Raw genomic sequence first — 17,657 nt, forward strand, 5'->3', positions numbered from 1 at the left:
ATGCTTATTCGCGGTGGTAAGGATGGCCGGCATTCACCGACCAGGCGCGGTACAGCTGCTCCACCAGCAACACACGCGCCATGGCGTGCGGCAACGTCATGTCGGACAGGCGGATGCGCTCATGCGCCTGCTGGCGCAGGTCGGGGTGCAGGCCGTCCGGCCCGCCAATCAGCAGCGCCACGTCATCGCCCTGCTGCTGCCAGCCGTGCAGGCGCTCGGCCAGCGCCCTGGTGGTGAGTGCGGTACCGCGCTCGTCCAGTGCCACCACGCGGCGGCCTTTCTGCGTGCCGCCGTCGATGGCGGCCTCGATGCGCTGCATCTCGGCCTGCATCATCTGCTGGGGGGTCTTGCCGCCGCTGCGCGGTTCGGTCTTGACGGTGCGGCAATCCAGCCGCAACTCGGGCGGAAAGCGCTTGGCGTAATCGTCAAACGCGGTCTGCGCCCAGTCCGGCATTTTCTGGCCCACGGCCACGATGACCAGTTTCATGGCCAGCCTGCGGGAATCCGTGCCGCCCGCTCAGGCCTTGCCGACCGGCTTGCTGCCCACGGTCTTGCCGACGATCAGCTTGACCTCGGGTGCAGCGCTGGCGGTACGGCGGCGCGGCGTAGTGGCGGGCTTGGCCTCCGTCGTGGCGGCATCAGCAGCCGGCTTGGCCGTAGTGGCGCGCGGCTTGCGCGCTGCCGCGGGCTTGGCTGCCGTGGCAGGCTTGGCGGCAGCGGGCTGGCGACGGCTGGCGGCGGGCTTGCCCAGGCGCATGCGCACCGGCTTCTCGCCCCAGATGTCTTCCAGCATGTAGTACTGGCGGATCGCCGGCTGCATCACGTGCACCACGGCGCTGCCGCAGTCCACGATGATCCACTCGCCGTTTTCCTCGCCTTCGCTGCGCGGCTTGGGAAAGCCGGCTTCGCGCACGGCATCGCGCACGCTGGAGGCCAGCGCCTTGGTCTGGCGGTTGGAGGTACCGGAAGCGATGATCACGCGTTCGAACAGCGGCGACAGGTGCGCCGTGTTGTAGACCACGATGTTCTGGGCCTTCACATCCTCCAGGCCATCGACGATGGCGCGCTGCAGCTTCTGGATCATCTTGGCCGCAGCCGGGCTGTCTTCGGCAATGCCGTCATCGCCCATGGGCAGATCGGTTTCGGGATTTGCCTCGCGGACGGGCGGCTTGGGAGGGGTCTTCTTGACTGCGGAACGTTCAGTGGCCATCAGGGTGTCTGGTGAAAGATAAAGTTTATGGTGCGCAATATACTGTGCTACGGCTGGGGGCACAAGGGTTTGCAGCCAGTCCTCCAGCTGCTCGGGGCTTTCGTGCTCACGCTCCAGCACGCCGGCGCGGATGCGGGTGGAGCTGAAATCGCTGGGCGGTAGCTGCAGCACTTCGGTGCGCAGGGCCGGCAGCTGCTGGCGCAACTGCTGCAGGTCCAGCTCCAGCTGGCCGCTGCCCTGCTGGCCGTCGGGGCGACACAGCACTGCCACCGTCACCTGCCGCAGCAGGTCTTCGGCGCGCTGCCATTGCGGCAGTGTCAGCAGCAGGTCCTGCCCCATCAGCAGGAACCATTCGACTTCCTGTTCATGCCGCGCGGCATGGCGCTCCTGCAGCTCCTGCAGGGTATCGATGGTGTAGGTGATGGTGCCGCGCTGCACCTCGCAATCGTCCACCTGCACCTGCGGCAGGCTGGCAAACGCCAGCTGCGCCATCACCATGCGGTGACGCGAGGCGCTCAGCCGGCGCTGCTTCATCCAGGGCTGGCCGGTGGGCACCACATACAGCAGGTCCAGCTGCAGCTGCGCCACAGCCGCCGCCGCCAGCCCCACATGGGCCAGGTGCGGCGGGTCAAAGGCACCGCCGTAAATGCCGATTCGCTTGATGGGCATAGTCAGGCCGCCAGCCAGTCCTGCCGCGGCAGGAACTCGGTATACAGGCGCGCCTCGGCACTGCCCGGCTGCTCGCCACGGCGATAGGCCCAGCTGGCCTGCGGCGGCATCGACAGCAGGATCGATTCGGTACGGCCACCGGACTGCAGGCCGAAGTGCGTGCCACGGTCCCAGACCAGGTTGAATTCGACATAGCGGCCACGGCGATAGAGCTGGAAGCTGCGCTCGCGCTCGCCCCAGGCCTGGTCCTTGCGGCGCTGCACGATCGGGATATAGGCCGGCAGGAAGCCGTCGCCGACCGCCTGCAGCATGGCAAAGTTGCGTGCGTGGTCGAACTCGGAGAAATCGTCAAAGAAGATGCCACCTACGCCGCGTTGCTCCTGGCGGTGCTTCAGGTAGAAATATTCGTCGCACCATCGCTTGAAGCGCGGGTACTTGTCCTCGCCAAACGGTTGCAGCGCATCGTGGCAGGTCTGGTGGAAATGCACGCAGTCTTCACGCTGACCGTAGTACGGCGTCAGGTCCATGCCGCCGCCAAACCAGCACACCGGGCTGCCGCCAGCCGGCAAGGCCGCCAGCATGCGCACGTTCATGTGCACGGTGGGCACGTAGGGGTTGCGCGGGTGGAACACCAGCGACACGCCCATGGCCTCGAACGGCGCACCGGCCAGCTCCGGGCGATGCTGCGTCGCCGAGGGCGGCAGCTGCGGGCCGCGCACATGCGACAGGCCGACGCCGGCGCGCTCGAACACCTCGCCGCCTTCCAGGATCATGGTGCGGCCACGGCCCTGCAGCAGCTCGCCCGGCGCCTTCTGCCAGTCGTCCACGACAAAGCGGGCTTCGGGTTCAAAGGCGGCCACGGCATCGGTGATGCGCTGTTGCAGGCCGGTGAGATAGCTCAGCACGGCCTGGGTGTCGGCCGCTGCGGTCAGGGAATCTGTCATGCGGATATCCGGAAAATGCGGGCGGCTCAGGACCTGGAGCCGTCGCGGGAAGCCTGGCGGTCAAACGGGCGCACTGGCGCCGCGTTGTCGGGGTGGTAGCCGGAGCGGCCGGCGTAATACTCGGCCAGGCCGGCAAAATCGGCCTCCATGTCACCGCTGCAGCGTGCGAAGTGCTGCACGCCGACCTCCTTCTTGCCAAAATCAATAAAAGCCAGGCCGAGCGGACAATCGGCGGCGCGCCACAGGTGGTAGAAACCGGTACGCCAGCCATTGGTCTTGCTGCGCGTGCCCTCGGGCGTGACGGCCAGCCAGAAGAAATCGGCCTGGCGCATCTGCGCCACGGTTTCCTCGACCACGCCATGCGCGGCGCGGCGATTGATGGCAACGCCACCAATCGCGCGGATCCAGTTGCCCAGCACCGGCACGTTCACCACGCTGTCCTTGATCCAGAAACGGAAGGGTACGCCAATCGCCCACTTGAACAGCAGGCCGACCGGAAAATCCCAGTTGGAGGTGTGCGGATAGACCACGACCAGGCCACGCGTCTCGGGCAGGCCATTGAAGTAGGACTTCCAGCCCAGCCATTGCAGCATCTTGCCGGCCAGCTTGCTGCCACGACCGGGAAAGACCGGCTGCGCCGGCATCGGATAGACCTGCAGACCCCGCATGCGTCCTGTTCCTGTTGCCGCTGCCGGCGGCGTCACCTCCGGCCCGGTCATGCCTGCGAAACGGTCGAAGGCACGGCGCGGAAGCCGATATCGGTACGGAACTGCATCTGCGGCAGCTGCACTTCCTGCATTGCGGCATAGGCCTTGGCCTGCGCCTGGCGCACGCTGTCGGCCAGCGCCGTCACGCACAGCACGCGGCCACCGCTGCTTACCAGCGTGCCGTCTTCCTGCAGGCGCGTGCCGGCATGGAATACCTTGAGTTCTTCCTCGACATCCTGCGGCAGCTGGCAGATGGCCTCGCCGGTACGCGGGTGCATCGGATAACCCGGAGCAGCCACCACCACGCCCAGCGCGACACGACGGTCCCACTGCGGCTCGACGTCGGCCAGGTGCTTGCCGGTACCGGTAGCCGGTTCGGTCGCCGCCATCAGCAGCTCGACCAGGTCGGACTTGAGGCGCATCAGGATCGGCTGGGTTTCCGGGTCGCCCATGCGGCAGTTGAATTCCAGCGTCTTGAGCTGGCCTTCGGGGCTGATCATCAGGCCGGCGTAGAGGAAGCCAGTGTAGGGGATGCCGTCCTTGGCCATGCCGCGCAGCGTCGGCAGGATCACCTCGCGCATGGCGCGCGCGTGCACGTCGGCCGTGACGATGGGTGCCGGGGAATAGGCACCCATGCCGCCGGTGTTCGGGCCCTGGTCGTTGTCCTGCAGGCGCTTGTGGTCCTGGCTGGTGGCCAGCGCCACCACTTCCGTACCGTCACACACCACCATGAAGCTGGCTTCTTCGCCCTGCAGGAATTCCTCGATCACCACGCGGGCACCGCCCTCGTTGTGCTGCACGCCCAGGGTGTTGTCGACCAGCATGAAATCGATGGCGTCATGCGCTTCCTGCAGCGTCATCGCCACTACCACGCCCTTGCCGGCGGCCAGGCCATCGGCCTTGATCACGATGGGCGCGCCCAGCTTGTCCACGTAGGCATGGGCTGCGGCAGGATCGGTAAAGGTGTCAAACGCCGCCGTCGGGATGCCGTGGCGCTGCATGAAATCCTTGCTGAAGGCCTTGGAGCTTTCCAGCTGGGCCGCCTGTTGCGTAGGGCCGAAGATGCGCAGGCCGGCAGCGCGGAACTTGTCCACCACGCCGCCTGCCAGCGGTGCCTCGGGGCCAACCACGGTGAGTTCGATCTTGTGCTGCAGCGCCCACTGGCACAGCGTGTCCAGATCCATGGGCGGCAGGTTTTCGAGCTTGTTCTCGTGCGCGGTGCCACCGTTGCCGGGCGCCACATAGACCTTGTTGACGCGTTCGGATTGCGCCAGTTTCCAGGCCAGCGCATGTTCGCGGCCACCGCCGCCAATCACCAGTACTTGCATCGTTTACTCTCCCAGATCCAGTTCAGCGTTGTGGTAGACGTTCTGCACGTCGTCCTGATCCTCGAGCATGTCGAGCAGTTTTTGCATTTTGGCAGCATCTTCGCCGGTGAGCGCAATGCTGTTTTCGGCACGCATGGTGACTTCTGCCAGCTCCGGCACCAGGCCGGCGGCCTCGAGCGCGTTCTTCACCGCCTCGAACTCGGCCGGCGGCGTCAGCACCTCGATCGCGCCATCGTCATCGGTGATCACGTCTTCGGCGCCGGATTCGAGCGCCACTTCCATCACCTTGTCTTCATCGGTGCCGGGGGCAAAAAACAGCTGGCCGCAGTGCTTGAACTGGAACACCACCGAGCCTTCGGTGCCCAGGTTGCCGCCGTTCTTGCTCAGGATGTGACGCACTTCGGCCACGGTACGCACGCGGTTGTCGGTCATCGTGTCCACCATGACGGCGGCACCGCCGATGCCGTAGCCTTCGTAGCGGATTTCCTCGTACTGCACGCCCTCGAGGTTGCCGGTGGCCTTGTCGATATTGCGCTTGATGTTGTCGGCCGGCATGTTGGCGGCCTTGGCCTTGTCTACCGCCAGGCGCAGACGCGGGTTGGCGTTCAGATCGCCGCCACCCTGACGCGCCGCCACAATGATTTCACGGATCAGGCGCGTCCAGATACGGCCGCGCTTTTCGTCCTGACGACCTTTGCGATGCTGGATGTTGGCCCATTTGCTATGACCTGCCATGGTGGATAATCCTCTGTATTCTTTCTGGGGGGTTAGCCCTTGCTGCAACACCCAGCATTCTACTTTTGATCCCGTTGCACGGAGCACTTCCATGGCCGAACCCCTGCTGATCGCCCAGAATTCGCACACCAGCTGCTACTTGCTGCCTGGTCTGGCCAACCGCCACGGCCTGATTACCGGCGCCACCGGTACCGGCAAGACCGTCACCCTGCAAAAAATGGCCGAATCCTTGTCGGCGATCGGCGTGCCGGTGTTCATGACCGACATCAAGGGCGATCTGAGCGGCATCAGCCAGCAAGGCAGCATCGGCAGCAAGATGGCCGGCGTGCTGCAGGAGCGCGGCATTGCCGTGCCCGAACCGGTCGCCTGCCCCACCACCTTCTGGGACGTATTCGGCGAGCAGGGCCACCCGGTGCGCACCACCATCAGCGACATGGGCCCGCTGCTGCTGTCGCGCATGCTGGACCTGAACGACACGCAAAGCGGCGTGCTCAACCTGGTGTTCAAGATTGCCGACGACAACGGCCTGCTGCTGCTCGACCTGAAGGACCTGCGCAGCATGCTGCAGTACGTGGGCGAGAACGCCAAGCAGTTCACCACCGAGTACGGCAACATCAGCAGCGCCAGCGTCGGCGCCATCCAGCGCGGCCTGCTGCAGCTCGAGACACAAGGCGGCGACCAGTTCTTTGGCGAGCCCATGCTCGACATCGCCGACCTGATGCAGACCGATGGCGGCAAGGGCATGATCAACATCCTGGCCTCGGACAAGCTGCTGCAGGCACCACGCCTGTACGGCAGCTTCCTGCTCTGGCTGCTGTCCGAGCTGTTCGAGCAGCTGCCTGAAATCGGCGATCCGGAAAAGCCGAAGCTGGTGTTCTTCTTCGACGAGGCGCACCTGCTGTTCGACGACGCGCCCAAGGTGCTGCTGGAGCGCATCGAACTGGTGGTGCGCCTGGTGCGCTCCAAGGGCGTGGGCGTCTATTTCGTCACGCAGAACCCGATCGACGTGCCCGATACCGTGCTGGCGCAGCTCGGCAACCGCGTGCAGCACGCCCTGCGCGCCTTCACCCCGCGTGACCAGAAGGCGGTCAAGGCCACCGCCGAAACCATGCGCAGCAATCCCGACATCAACATCGTCGAAGCCATTACCGAACTCGGCACCGGCGAGGCACTGGTCAGCTTCCTCGACGAAAAAGGCCGCCCCGGCATCACGCAGCGCGTGTTTGTCGTGCCGCCAGGCAGCCAGATCGGCCCGATCACGCCGCAACAGCGCCAGTCGCTGATGGCCCGTTCGCTGGTCGCCGGCACCTACGAAAAAACCATTGACCGCGAATCCGCCTACGAGATTCTGATGCAGAAGCGCGCCATGCCAGCTGATGCCGGCAAGGCCGGCTCCAAGGGCGCAGCGGCTGCTGCCGCCGAAGACAGCGGCATGCTCGGCGGCATGGGCACCATGGTCAAGGAAGCGCTGTTTGGCCGTACCGGCCCGCGTGGCGGCCAGTACGATGGCCTGGTGCAGTCGATGGCCAAGTCGGCGGTGCGCAGCGCCGGCCGTGAAATCATCCGTGGCGTGCTCGGAGGCATCCTGGGCCGCCGCCGCTAATCCGCAGGAACACCACCATGTCCGAAGTCCACCACATCACCCACCCGCTGATCCAGCACAAGCTCACGCTGATGCGCAACAAGCAGGCCAGCACCAGCTCCTTCCGCCGCCTGCTCAACGAGCTGAGCGCGCTGATGGCCTACGAAATCACGCGCGACATGCCGATGCAGGAGATCGAGGTCGAAACGCCGCTGGAAACCACCACCGGCCAGATCATCGACGGCAAGAAACTGGCGCTGATCAGCATCCTGCGCGCCGGCAACGGCCTGCTGGATGGCATGCTGAGCATCGTGCCGGGCGCGCGCGTCGGCCATATCGGCCTATACCGCGACCCGCAGACGCTGCAGGCGGTCGAATACTATTTCAAGATGCCGAGCCACATGGAAGAGCGCGATGCCATCGTCGTCGATCCGATGCTGGCCACCGGCAACTCGGCCGTGGCCGCACTCGACAAGATCCGTGCGCTGAAACCGCGCAGCATCAAGTTCATGTGCCTGCTGACCTGCCCGGAAGGCATTGCCACGCTGCACAAGGCGCATCCGGACGTGCCGATCTACACCGCGGCGATCGACCGCGGCCTGAACGAGAAGGGCTATATCGTGCCGGGCCTGGGCGATGCGGGCGACCGCATCTTTGGCACGCTCTGAGCGATCGGCAGCCGCTCAGCGGCGCTTCAGGTAGTGGGTGCAACTGGCGCCCGCTTCCTGCTGGCCCAGCAAGGCATTGCCAGTCTGCACGGCAAAGGCCTGGAAATCGCGCAGCGCACCGGGATCGGTGGTGATGATTTTCAGCACCTGGCCGCTTTCCAGCGTGTTCAGCGCCTTCTTGGCCTTGAGGATGGGCAGCGGACAGCTCAGGCCGCTGGCGTCGAGTTCAACGTCGAAAGCAATATCAGTCGTCATGGTCAGGCCGGGAAGACACCGGTAGAAAGATAGCGGTCGCCGCGGTCACAGACCACGAACACGATGGTGGCATCACGCACGGTGGCGGCCACCTGCTGGGCCACCCACAGCGCGCCCGCCGCGGAAATACCGGCAAAAATGCCCTCTTCACGCGCCAGTTGGCGGCACATGTCTTCGGCATCGGCCTGGGTTACGGAAATCTGCTCATCCACCAGGCTGGCATCGTAGATGCTGGGCATGTATTCTTCCGGCCACTTGCGGATGCCGGGAATGCGCGAGCCTTCGGCCGGTTGTGCCCCGATGATGCGCACGTCCGGATTCTGCTCTTTCAGGTAGCGGCTCACGCCAGTGATGGTGCCGGTCGTGCCCATGGCGCTGACAAAGTGGGTCACGCGGCCACCGGTATCACGCCAAATTTCCGGGCCGGTGGTCTGGTAGTGCATCAGCGGGTTGTCGTGGTTGCCAAACTGGTCCAGCACCTTGCCCTTGCCGTCGGCCTGCATCTGCAGCGCCAGGTCGCGCGCGTATTCCATGCCGCCGCTCTTGGGCGTGAGGATCAGCTCGGCGCCATAGGCGCGCATGCTTTGCGCACGCTCGATGCTCAGGTCTTCCGGCATGATCAGCAGCATGCGGTAGCCACGGATCGCCGCCACCATGGCCAGCGCGATGCCGGTGTTGCCACTGGTGGCCTCGATCAGGGTGTCGCCCGGGCGGATCTCGCCGCGTGCCTCGGCCTGCATGATCATGGACAGCGCTGCGCGGTCCTTCACCGAACCGGCCGGGTTGTTGCCTTCAAGCTTGCCCAGGATGATGTTGCCGCGTGCGGCATTTTCTTGCGCGCCAATGCGCTGCAGCGCCACCAGCGGGGTATTGCCGATGAACTGTTCGATGGTGGGATAGGTCATGGGAGCTGTTCTGGGTAGGGAAATCAATCGCTTTGCCCGATTCTACTTCCGGTGCCGGAACCGCACGCCGGATAGGTCTACCGCGCGCATCGCCACGCACACGGAATCGCCGGAACGGACTGCAATTTCTGCTGCAGGCAGTGTCACACCTATGGCACAATGGAGGGCTTCACAAGCCCCGGTGGTGGAATTGGTAGACACAGGGGATTCAAAATCCCCCGCTAGCGATAGCTTGTCGGTTCGAGTCCGACCCGGGGCACCAAGCGCACGGCCTACTTCCAGGCTGGCGTCACCACCTCTCTTTCGGCATGCGCCTGCCTGCAGCGCGCCACCATGCCCGCCCTTCCACACCGTCTGTCCGCCCCCTGCCCAGTTGCCGGTGGCATGACCGTGGGTGCAAGCCCTTCTACCGTCTGCCGGCCGCAGGCCGCATAATCCCGCCATGGCACTGATTACCCTGTTGAACGCGCATCTGGCTTTTGGCCACGTGGCCCTGCTGGATGGCGCAGATTTTTCCCTCGAAACCGGTGAGCGCGTCGGCCTGATCGGCCGCAATGGCGCCGGCAAGTCCTCGCTGCTGCGCATCCTGGGCAGGCTGGAGCAGGCCGACGACGGCAACCTGCAGCTGCAGCAAGGCGTGCGTGTCGTCTATGTGGCACAGGAACCGCTACTGGATCCGCAGCACACGGTGTTCGAAGCGGTCAGCGCCGGCCTGGCCGAGGTGCTGGAACTGCGCGAACGCTATCTGCAGACCACCGACACGCACACGCTGGACCAGCTGCAGGGCCGCATCGAGGCGCTGGACGGCTGGACCTGGGAACAGCGCGTGGAAGAAACCCTGCAGCGCCTGCGGCTGGATGGCGCCGCCATCGTGGGTGACCTGTCAGGCGGCACACGCAAGCGCGTGGCGCTGGCGCAGGCACTGGTCACACGCCCCGACGTGCTGCTGCTGGACGAGCCGACCAACCACCTGGACATGGATTCCATCCTCTGGCTGGAAGACCTGCTGAAGAACTTCCGAGGCAGCGTCGTCACGATCAGCCACGACCGCGCCTTTCTCGATGCCGTCTGTACCCGCATCGTGGAGCTGGATCGCGGCCACCTGAGCAGCTACCCCGGCAACTTCGCGCAGTACCAGATCCTCAAGGAAGAACAGCTGGCGCAAGAGGCCGTCATCAACGCACGCGCCGACAAGCTGCTGGCGCAGGAAGAAGTATGGATCCGCAAGGGCGTGGAAGCGCGCCGCACGCGCAGCCAGAGCCGCGTGGCGCGCCTGCACCAGCTGCGCGATGCCCGGGCACAGCGGCGCGAAGCGGTGGGCCGGGTACGGCTGGACGTGGACAGCAGCGTGCCCAGCGGCAAGATCGTGGCCGAGCTGAAAGAGGTCAGCAAGGCCTATGGCGAGCGCAGCATCGTGCGTGATTTCAGCGCCACCATCCTGCGCGGCGACAAGGTTGGCCTGATCGGCGCCAACGGCGCCGGCAAGACCACGCTGCTGAAGCTGGTCCTCGGCGAAATCGCGCCGGACAGCGGCAGCGTGCGCCAAGGCGCCAACCTGCAGGTCGCCTACTTTGACCAGATGCGCGCCAGCATCGACATGGATGCCACGCTGGAAGATTTCATCAGCCCGGGCAGCGAGTGGATCGAGATCGGCAGCCGCAAGCAGCACGTGAAAAGCTATCTGGGCGATTTCCTGTTCAGCCCGGCGCGCGCCGCCTCGCCGGTACGCAGCCTGTCCGGTGGCGAACGCAACCGCCTGCTGCTGGCGCGCCTGTTTGCGCGCCCGGCCAACGTGCTGGTGCTCGACGAGCCCACCAACGACCTCGATATCGATACGCTGGAGCTGCTGGAAGAGCTGCTGCAGAACTACGAAGGCACGGTATTCCTGGTCAGCCACGACCGCGAATTCCTCGACAACGTGGTGACCAGCACCATCGTCAACGAAGGCGATGGCCGCTGGCGCGAATACGAAGGCAGCGTGCAGGACTGGCTGACGCAATCGCAGCGCGCCGCCGAACTGGCACGCAGCGCCGAACCGAAACCGGCAGCCAGCAAGCCTGCCGCCGCCGACAGCGCTATCCCGGCCGCGCCGCGTAGCGGCAAGCGCAAGCTCAGCTACAAGGAACAGCGCGAGCTGGACGCCCTGCCGGCGCTGATCGAATCGCTGGAGACCGAACAGGCTGCCATCCAGGCCGAACTGGCCGACGGCACGCTCTACAGCAGCAATCTGGAGCGCGCACTGGCATTGCAGGCGCGCGATACCGAGATTGAGGAAGCCCTGATGACCGCGCTGGAGCGCTGGGAAATCCTGGGTGAAATCGGCTAATCTCCTGGACTGCCATGCCCGCCCACTCGCACGCTCCCATCTCACGCCAGCCACGCTGGCTGCTGGCATGGCTGCTGGGTCTGTTGCTGGTGCTGGGCGGCTGCGCCAACCTGCCGGCCAATGACCAGCAGACGCCCTCCTACGCCTTGCCGATGCAGCAGGCCACGCCGCTGGGCCAGCTGGCCGGCCAGCTGCGCCAGCAATCCGGCAGCCGCCACACCACCGGCTTCCGCCTGCTCGGCAGTGCCGATACCGCCTTTTCTGCCCGGCTCGCCCTGACGCAGCAAGCCCAACGCACGCTGGACCTGCAGTACTACGCCATCCATGCCGATGCCTCCACGCGCGAACTGCTGCTGGCGGTGCGCGAGGCGGCAGCACGCGGCGTGCGCGTGCGCATCCTGCTGGACGATTTCAATACCCAGGGGCCGGACGCCCAGGTGCTGCAGCTGGCCTTTGTACCCGGCGTGGAAATCCGCCTGTTCAACCCGATCCGCGGACCTCGCAGCAATGGCTTTTTGCGCATCCTGAGCTCGCTGCACGATTTCAAGCGCATGCAGCACCGCATGCACAACAAGCTGTTCCTGGCCGACAACGCCTTCGGCATCACGGGTGGCCGCAACCTGGGCGATGTCTACTTCGGCCAGGGCGATCGCAGCAACTTCATCGATCTGGACGTACTGGCCACCGGCCAGCAGGTACGCGCCATGTCGGCCAGCTTTGACAAGTACTGGAACAATCCGCTCGCCTACCCGGTGGAAACACTGTTGAGCAAGAAGGAAATCGCCGCCCTGACGCCGGCCTCCGGCAGCAGCGAACCGGCAGCGGACAGCCACGGCATCGGCCCGACACAGACAACGCCGGCGCAGCGCAGTTTCCCACAAGCCATGGAACTGGCCAGCCAGCCCTGGATCTGGGCCCCCAGCGTGCTGCTGAGCGACAGCCCGGCCAAGCTGGATCCGGAAGACCACAGCAGCGATGACGTCCCGACCGTGGTCGAGGGCCTGCTGGACATGATGCAGCAGGCGCGCCAGCAGATCACGATTGTGTCGCCCTACTTTGTGCCAGGCGACAAGATGATGGAGCGCTTCGCCGAACTGCGCCAGCGCGGCGTGAAGATCGTGGTGCTGACCAACTCGCTCTCGTCCACCGATGCGGCCTTTGCCCATATCGGCTACGCGCGCTACCGTGAGCGCCTGCTCGCGCTGGGCGTGCAGCTCTACGAAATGCGCGCCCTGCAGCAGTCTTCGGTGCGCTCGGCCTTCGGCTCCTCCGGTTCCCCCAGCCGCGCCAGCCTGCACTCCAAGCTGGTGATCGTGGATGGTCGCATCCTCAGCATCGGCTCGATGAACCTGGACCTGCGCTCCAAGCTGCAGAATACCGAAGTGGCGCTGATCATCCGCAGCCGCGCGCTGTCACGCGAGATCACCGAACGCATGCAGCCGCTGCTCGACAACGGCACCTGGAAAGTGCTGCAGCAGCCCGATGGCAGCCTGCTGTGGCAGTTGCAACCGCCGGGCAGCGGGCCAGACCAGCACCAGGACCCCGACAGCAGTGCCTTGTTGCGCTCGATTTTGTGGATTATTTCACCGCTGGCTCCCGACGAATTGCTGTGACATCTGGCCTGCAACCCGGCAAATAGGCTATAATTAACGCTTCACTGCATCTGATGCAGTACGCCGGCTTAGCTCAGTTGGTAGAGCAACGCACTCGTAACGCGTAGGTCGCCAGTTCGATTCCGGCAGCCGGCACCACCCCATTCGGATTCCAACAGAATCCCTCAGAAAAGCCAGTTTCCCACAAGGAACTGGCTTTTTTGTCGTCCGTATCCAGCACGACAAGGCTGCACTATTTGGCAATTGCCACGCGTCAGCAATACCCACAAACACGTGTCGCAGCCTACAATCATTGCCATAAATAGCCCCGCAGCAGGAACACAAGGAGCCCCCATGAAGAGCTGGCAATACGCCAACCGCGCAGCCGCCATGACACCGTCCATCATCCGCGAGATTCTCAAGGTGACGGAGCGTCCGGACATCATCAGCTTTGCTGGCGGCCTGCCCTCGCCGCAGGCGTTCCCGGTGCAGGAGTTCCGCGAGGCTTTTGACAAGGTGATGAGCGAGCATCCGCGTGCGGCGCTGCAGTATTCTTCCAGCGAAGGCTTTGCCCCGCTGCGCGAGTGGGTGGCGGCCTCGCTGCCCTGGCAGGTGCATCCGGATCAGGTGCTGATCACCACCGGCTCGCAGCAGGCGCTGGATCTGGTCGGCAAGGTCATGCTGGACATGGGCAGCCGCGTCATGACGCAGACGCCGACCTATCTGGGTGCGCTGCAGGCCTTCTCGGTGTTCGAGCCCGAGGTGATCGGCCTGCCCAATGATGACCAGGGCGTGCAGATTGCCGCCATGGAACGCGAACAGCTGCGCTACGGCGCACGCTTCCTCTATCTGCTGCCCACCTTCCAGAACCCGACCGGCCTGACGCTGTCTGCCAGCCGCCGCGAAGAGCTGGCGAGTTCGCTAAATGCCCTCGGCCTGCCGGTGGTCGAAGACAACCCCTATGGTGAACTCTGGTTCGACAACCCACCGCCGGCTCCGATCAGCAGCCTGCTGCCGGAACAGAGCCTGTATCTGGGCTCGTTCTCCAAGGTGCTGGCACCGGGCCTGCGCCTGGGCTATGTGGTGGCACCGGACCATGTCTATCCCAAGCTGCTGCAGGCCAAGCAGGCGGCCGACCTGCACAGCCCGACGCTGAACCAGCGCCTGGCCTACGAAGTGCTGTCACGCCCCGGCTTCCTCGACGGCCACCTGCAGCGTACGCGCCAGCTCTATCGCGACCAGTGCCAGGCGATGCTGGATGCGCTGCGCCGCCACATGCCCGAAGGCGTGACCTGGAACGTGCCGCGCGGTGGCATGTTCCTGTGGCTGCGCCTGCCCGAAGGCCTGGACAGCACGCACATGCTGCCGCTGGCGGTGCAGCACGGCGTTGCCTATGTACCGGGTGCCGCCTTCTACGAGAACAATGCCGACGTACGCACCATGCGCCTGAGCTTTGTCACCGCCAGTGCGGAAGAGATCGATCGCGGCATTGCCCAGCTGGCACGCACGGTCAACGAGTCGCTGGACGCGCGCCGTTCAGCCAGCTAAGTCACGCAGGGTATCGGCCGGCAAGCGGTCGATTTCCTGCAGCAGGCTGGCCAGTCCCTGCCCCACCGCCTCCAATAGCGCCTGGCCTTTGGCGGCACTGGCCTGCGTCGCCTTGCCGGCAGCGCCCAGCGGGTGGTAATCCTGCATCTGCCAGGCCAGCTTGGCGCTGCGGCCGTTGCCCAGCAGCGGAAAGTGTTCGGCGCGATATTCGGAACTGCTGGCAAAGTCCTGAATGGCTTCGCTGCGCACCAGCTCCGGGTGCAGTGCCTGCATCAGGCTGGTTTCGGTGGCACCGGCGTGGATGCCAAAACGGTGTTCATGCTCATCAAACGCGCCACCGGCCGCGCCCAGCGGCAGGTTGAACCAGCTGCAGCTGTAGACCAGCATGCCCAGCCGTGCACGCAGGTCGCGCGCCACCGCATCCAGCAGGCCAACATTGCCGCCATGCGTGTTGAACAGCACCAGCTTGCGCACGCCACTGGCATGCACGCATTCGGCAATCTCGGTCCAGAGCCGGATCACGGTCTCGGCCTTGAGCGTGAGCGTGCCGGCAAACGCCGTGTGTTCCGGGCTGTAGCCAATCGCCTGCGTGGGCAGGAACACGGCCGGCAGCTGTTGCGGCAGCCAGGGCAGGGTCGCCTGCACCATGCCATCGGCCAGCGCTGCGTCCACGCGCAGCGGGAGATGCGGCCCGTGCTGCTCGATCGCCGCCACCGGCAATACGGCGATGGCACGCGCCTTGTCCAGCCGGGCAAAGTCGGCGCTGATGGCATCGGCCCAGAAACGCGGAAAGGCGGTGGAGGCATTATCTTGCATGCCTGCATGATACCGAAAGCGCCATGCCTGCACAGGCCTTTGCCGGCCGGCTTCCGGCACCAGCAGGCTTGCCGCGATAATGGCTTGTCCTTGTGGACGCGGCCGGCTGTTTGGCCAGAACCAAGACGACAACCATTCCATGCCTGTGATTTCTCCCGAATTTTCCCGCCATTTGCGCCGTCTGGCGGGTGCCGGACTGGCCGCCCTGGGCCTGCTGGCCGGTGCCAGCCAGGCGCAGTCCAATCCGATCGCGGACACTACCGAAGTCCGTACTGACCAGGTGCAGGCGCGTCTGCTGGCGCATGCTCCCGAAGGCGTGATGGCCGGCAAGCCGGTCTGGCTCGGCCTGCAGCTGACGCACCAGCCCGACTGGCACACCTACTGGAAAAACCCCGGCGACAGCGGCCAGGCCACCACGCTGGAGTGGAGCCTGCCGCCCGGCGTCACGGCCGGCGAGATCCAGTGGCCCATGCCGAGCAAGTTCCCGATCGGCCATCTGGCCAACTATGGCTACGATGCCAGCGTGCTGCTGCCAGTGCCGCTGACACTGGCGAATACCCCGCAGCAGCCGCTGCGCGTGCAGCTGGAAGCCTCCTGGCTGGTGTGCCGCGTCGAGTGCATTCCGCAAAGCGGCACGTTCGCGATCACGCTGCCGGTGCAGCAGTCCATCGCCAGCCATGCCGCCCTGTTCGATGCCACGCTGCAGCAGGTGCCGCAGGCCCAGGCCAAGGTGCAGGTCAAGGCGCAGGTGCAGCCACAGGACAGCACGATCCGCTTTGAAGCCAGCCAGCTGCCGGCCGACTGGCAGGGCAAGCCACTCAACCTGTACCCGGAAGATTTCGGCATCACCCAGCCAGCCGCTGCTGGTGAGCAGCGCTGGGATCAGGGAACCTGGCAGTTGACCGTCCCGCTGCAGGCCTTCCGCTCCACCAGTCCGGAAACGCTGTCCGTGGTGCTGGTGCCGCAGGCCGATACCGATGCCAAGGGCGTGATCCGCAATGCCGCCGATAGCGCCGGCGTGCTGGCCAGCGCCCCGGTACAAGGCGAGTGGCCAGCGCTGCAGCAGGTGACCGGCCTGTCGCCCGAGCTGGCGGCCGCGCTGCAGGCCGGCCAGAATGCGCCTGCCACAACGACCAGTGTGGCCCCGGTATCGCTGCTGCTGGCACTGGGCGGTGCCCTGCTCGGCGGCCTGCTGTTGAACCTGATGCCCTGCGTGTTCCCGGTGCTGGCGATCAAGGTGATGGGCTTTGCGCGCCACGCCCACAGCCCCTCGGCGCTGCGCGTCAGCGGCATCGCCTATACGCTGGGCGTGCTGGCCAGCGTATTGCTGCTGGGTGTGCTGCTGCTGGCGTTGCGCGCTGCCGGCGAACAACTGGGCTGGGGCTTCCAGCTGCAGAATCCGTGGATGGTAGCCGGCCTGGCCGCACTGTTCACGCTGATTGCGCTCAACCTGTCCGGCCTGTTCGAGTTTGGCCAGCTGCTCTCCTTGGGATCGCGCAACAGCGACAAGGAGCGCCATCCGGTCACCGATGCCTTCCTGTCCGGCGTGCTGGCGGTGGTGGTGGCATCGCCCTGTACCGCCCCCTTCATGGGAGCCTCCATGGGTCTGGCGATCAACCTGCCGGCCTGGCAGGCGATGCTGCTGTTTGCGCTGCTCGGCCTGGGGCTGGCACTGCCGATCCTGCTGCTGTGCCTGTTCCCGTCGCTGCTGCGCTGGATGCCGCGCCCCGGCGCGTGGATGCAGACCTTCCGCCAGCTGTTGGCCTTCCCGATGCTGGCCACGGTGCTCTGGCTGGTCTGGGTGCTGGGCCAGCAAAGCGGCATCAATGGAGCGGTCACACTGCTGGCGCTGCTGCTGATCGGCAGCGCGCTGGTCTGGGCACTGACGCTGCCCGGTCGCGGCCGCTGGTGGCTGGCCGGCGTATTTGCGCTGGCGCTGGCCTGGCTGGGCTGGCAGCATGGCGCGCGCCTGGCGACACCAGTCGCCAGCACCGCCACGGCTGCCGATGCCAGCTGGGAGCCCTGGTCAGAGGCCCGCGTGCAACAGGCACTGGCTGCGGGCCAGCCGGTATTTGTCGACTACACCGCCGCCTGGTGCATCACCTGTCAGTTCAACAAGCAGACCGTGCTGTCCACACCGGAATTCCTGCAGGCGGTGCAGGCGCACAAGGTGCTGCTGCTGCGCGCCGACTGGACCCGTAACGACCCGGCCATCACGGCTTCGCTGAATGCGTTGGGGCGCAACGGCGTGCCCGTGTATGTGCTGCATGACCCGGCCCAACCGCAACAGCCGCAGATCCTGACCGAAATCCTGCGCTTGGAAAACGTGCAGCAGGCCTTATCTGCCTTGTCATAAGCACCACCAACCAAGG

General features: G+C 65.5%; 15 protein-coding genes, 2 tRNA genes and 1 pseudogene. 8 read left to right on the top strand and 10 right to left on the bottom strand.

Features of this window, described 5'->3' with window-relative positions:
- Nucleotides 1-4: 4 nt before the first annotated feature.
- The 7 genes and pseudogenes from rlmH to ACI3EV_RS10020 form a co-directional block, all read right to left on the bottom strand.
- Nucleotides 5-487, bottom strand: coding sequence for a 23S rRNA (pseudouridine(1915)-N(3))-methyltransferase RlmH (rlmH, locus tag ACI3EV_RS09990; protein ID WP_329769316.1), 483 nt, complete (start codon nucleotides 485-487; stop codon nucleotides 5-7).
- Nucleotides 488-517: 30 nt separating this feature from the next.
- On the bottom strand, nucleotides 518-1,129 hold the full coding sequence (gene rsfS, locus ACI3EV_RS09995; protein ID WP_329769803.1) for a ribosome silencing factor: 612 nt from the start codon (nucleotides 1,127-1,129) through the stop codon (nucleotides 518-520).
- Nucleotides 1,130-1,288: 159 nt separating this feature from the next.
- Nucleotides 1,289-1,879, bottom strand: a pseudogene (gene nadD / locus ACI3EV_RS10000) (nicotinate (nicotinamide) nucleotide adenylyltransferase); the annotation flags it as partial.
- Between the two features lie 2 nt (nucleotides 1,880-1,881).
- Nucleotides 1,882-2,823 (bottom strand): oxygen-dependent coproporphyrinogen oxidase, encoded by a 942-nt coding sequence (gene hemF / locus ACI3EV_RS10005; RefSeq protein WP_337690170.1) that lies wholly within the window; start codon nucleotides 2,821-2,823, stop codon nucleotides 1,882-1,884.
- 26 nt (nucleotides 2,824-2,849) lie between these two features.
- A complete protein-coding gene (locus tag ACI3EV_RS10010; RefSeq protein ID WP_337690168.1) occupies nucleotides 2,850-3,491 on the bottom strand; it encodes a 1-acyl-sn-glycerol-3-phosphate acyltransferase in 642 nt (213 codons plus the stop codon).
- Between the two features lie 47 nt (nucleotides 3,492-3,538).
- Nucleotides 3,539-4,858, bottom strand: a complete 1,320-nt coding sequence (gene purD / locus ACI3EV_RS10015; RefSeq protein WP_329769321.1) for a phosphoribosylamine--glycine ligase — start codon at nucleotides 4,856-4,858, stop codon at nucleotides 3,539-3,541.
- A gap of 3 nt (nucleotides 4,859-4,861) precedes the next feature.
- Nucleotides 4,862-5,593: a YebC/PmpR family DNA-binding transcriptional regulator gene (locus ACI3EV_RS10020; RefSeq protein ID WP_329769323.1), complete on the bottom strand. Its 732-nt coding sequence runs from the start codon at nucleotides 5,591-5,593 to the stop codon at nucleotides 4,862-4,864.
- 91 nt (nucleotides 5,594-5,684) lie between these two features.
- On the opposite strand from ACI3EV_RS10020, the gene ACI3EV_RS10025 reads away from it, so the two are divergent.
- On the top strand, nucleotides 5,685-7,196 hold the full coding sequence (locus ACI3EV_RS10025; protein WP_337690163.1) for a helicase HerA-like domain-containing protein: 1,512 nt from the start codon (nucleotides 5,685-5,687) through the stop codon (nucleotides 7,194-7,196).
- Between the two features lie 17 nt (nucleotides 7,197-7,213).
- Nucleotides 7,214-7,843, top strand: a complete 630-nt coding sequence (gene upp, locus ACI3EV_RS10030; protein ID WP_329769325.1) for a uracil phosphoribosyltransferase — start codon at nucleotides 7,214-7,216, stop codon at nucleotides 7,841-7,843.
- A 15-nt stretch (nucleotides 7,844-7,858) separates the two neighbouring features.
- On the opposite strand, the gene ACI3EV_RS10035 is transcribed toward upp, so the two are convergent.
- Both ACI3EV_RS10035 and cysM read right to left on the bottom strand, forming a co-directional pair.
- Nucleotides 7,859-8,098 carry a sulfurtransferase TusA family protein gene (locus ACI3EV_RS10035; RefSeq protein WP_329769326.1) on the bottom strand — a complete coding sequence of 80 codons (240 nt, stop codon included), beginning with the start codon at nucleotides 8,096-8,098 and terminating at the stop codon, nucleotides 7,859-7,861.
- Between the two features lie 2 nt (nucleotides 8,099-8,100).
- Nucleotides 8,101-9,003, bottom strand: a complete 903-nt coding sequence (gene cysM, locus ACI3EV_RS10040) for a cysteine synthase CysM (protein ID WP_337690160.1) — start codon at nucleotides 9,001-9,003, stop codon at nucleotides 8,101-8,103.
- Nucleotides 9,004-9,178: 175 nt separating this feature from the next.
- Between cysM and ACI3EV_RS10045 the strand changes: the two genes are divergently transcribed.
- The 5 genes from ACI3EV_RS10045 (at nucleotide 9,179) to ACI3EV_RS10065 (ending at nucleotide 14,469) form a co-directional block, all read left to right on the top strand.
- Nucleotides 9,179-9,265: transfer RNA gene (locus ACI3EV_RS10045), tRNA-Leu, on the top strand.
- Between the two features lie 180 nt (nucleotides 9,266-9,445).
- Nucleotides 9,446-11,329: an ATP-binding cassette domain-containing protein gene (locus ACI3EV_RS10050; RefSeq protein WP_337690157.1), complete on the top strand. Its 1,884-nt coding sequence runs from the start codon at nucleotides 9,446-9,448 to the stop codon at nucleotides 11,327-11,329.
- Nucleotides 11,330-11,343: 14 nt separating this feature from the next.
- The gene (locus tag ACI3EV_RS10055; protein ID WP_337690155.1) at nucleotides 11,344-12,942 is read left to right on the top strand and encodes a phospholipase D family protein; all 1,599 of its coding nucleotides are present in this window, start codon (nucleotides 11,344-11,346) and stop codon (nucleotides 12,940-12,942) included.
- 62 nt (nucleotides 12,943-13,004) lie between these two features.
- Nucleotides 13,005-13,080 (top strand) — tRNA-Thr (locus tag ACI3EV_RS10060).
- 195 nt (nucleotides 13,081-13,275) lie between these two features.
- Nucleotides 13,276-14,469, top strand: a complete 1,194-nt coding sequence (locus ACI3EV_RS10065; RefSeq protein ID WP_337690153.1) for a PLP-dependent aminotransferase family protein — start codon at nucleotides 13,276-13,278, stop codon at nucleotides 14,467-14,469.
- Here ACI3EV_RS10065 and ACI3EV_RS10070 read toward each other — a convergent pair.
- Nucleotides 14,458-15,285 (bottom strand): creatininase family protein, encoded by an 828-nt coding sequence (locus tag ACI3EV_RS10070; protein WP_337690152.1) that lies wholly within the window; start codon nucleotides 15,283-15,285, stop codon nucleotides 14,458-14,460. The two genes, ACI3EV_RS10065 and ACI3EV_RS10070, sit on opposite strands and share 12 nt — an antisense overlap.
- Nucleotides 15,286-15,424: 139 nt before the next feature.
- On the opposite strand from ACI3EV_RS10070, the gene ACI3EV_RS10075 reads away from it, so the two are divergent.
- Nucleotides 15,425-17,641 carry a protein-disulfide reductase DsbD domain-containing protein gene (locus tag ACI3EV_RS10075; protein ID WP_337690150.1) on the top strand — a complete coding sequence of 739 codons (2,217 nt, stop codon included), beginning with the start codon at nucleotides 15,425-15,427 and terminating at the stop codon, nucleotides 17,639-17,641.
- The last annotated feature ends 16 nt before the right edge of the window (nucleotides 17,642-17,657 follow it).

This window comes from Allobrachymonas wangyanguii (assembly GCF_045055315.1).
GTDB lineage: Bacteria > Pseudomonadota > Gammaproteobacteria > Burkholderiales > Burkholderiaceae_C > Brachymonas > Brachymonas wangyanguii.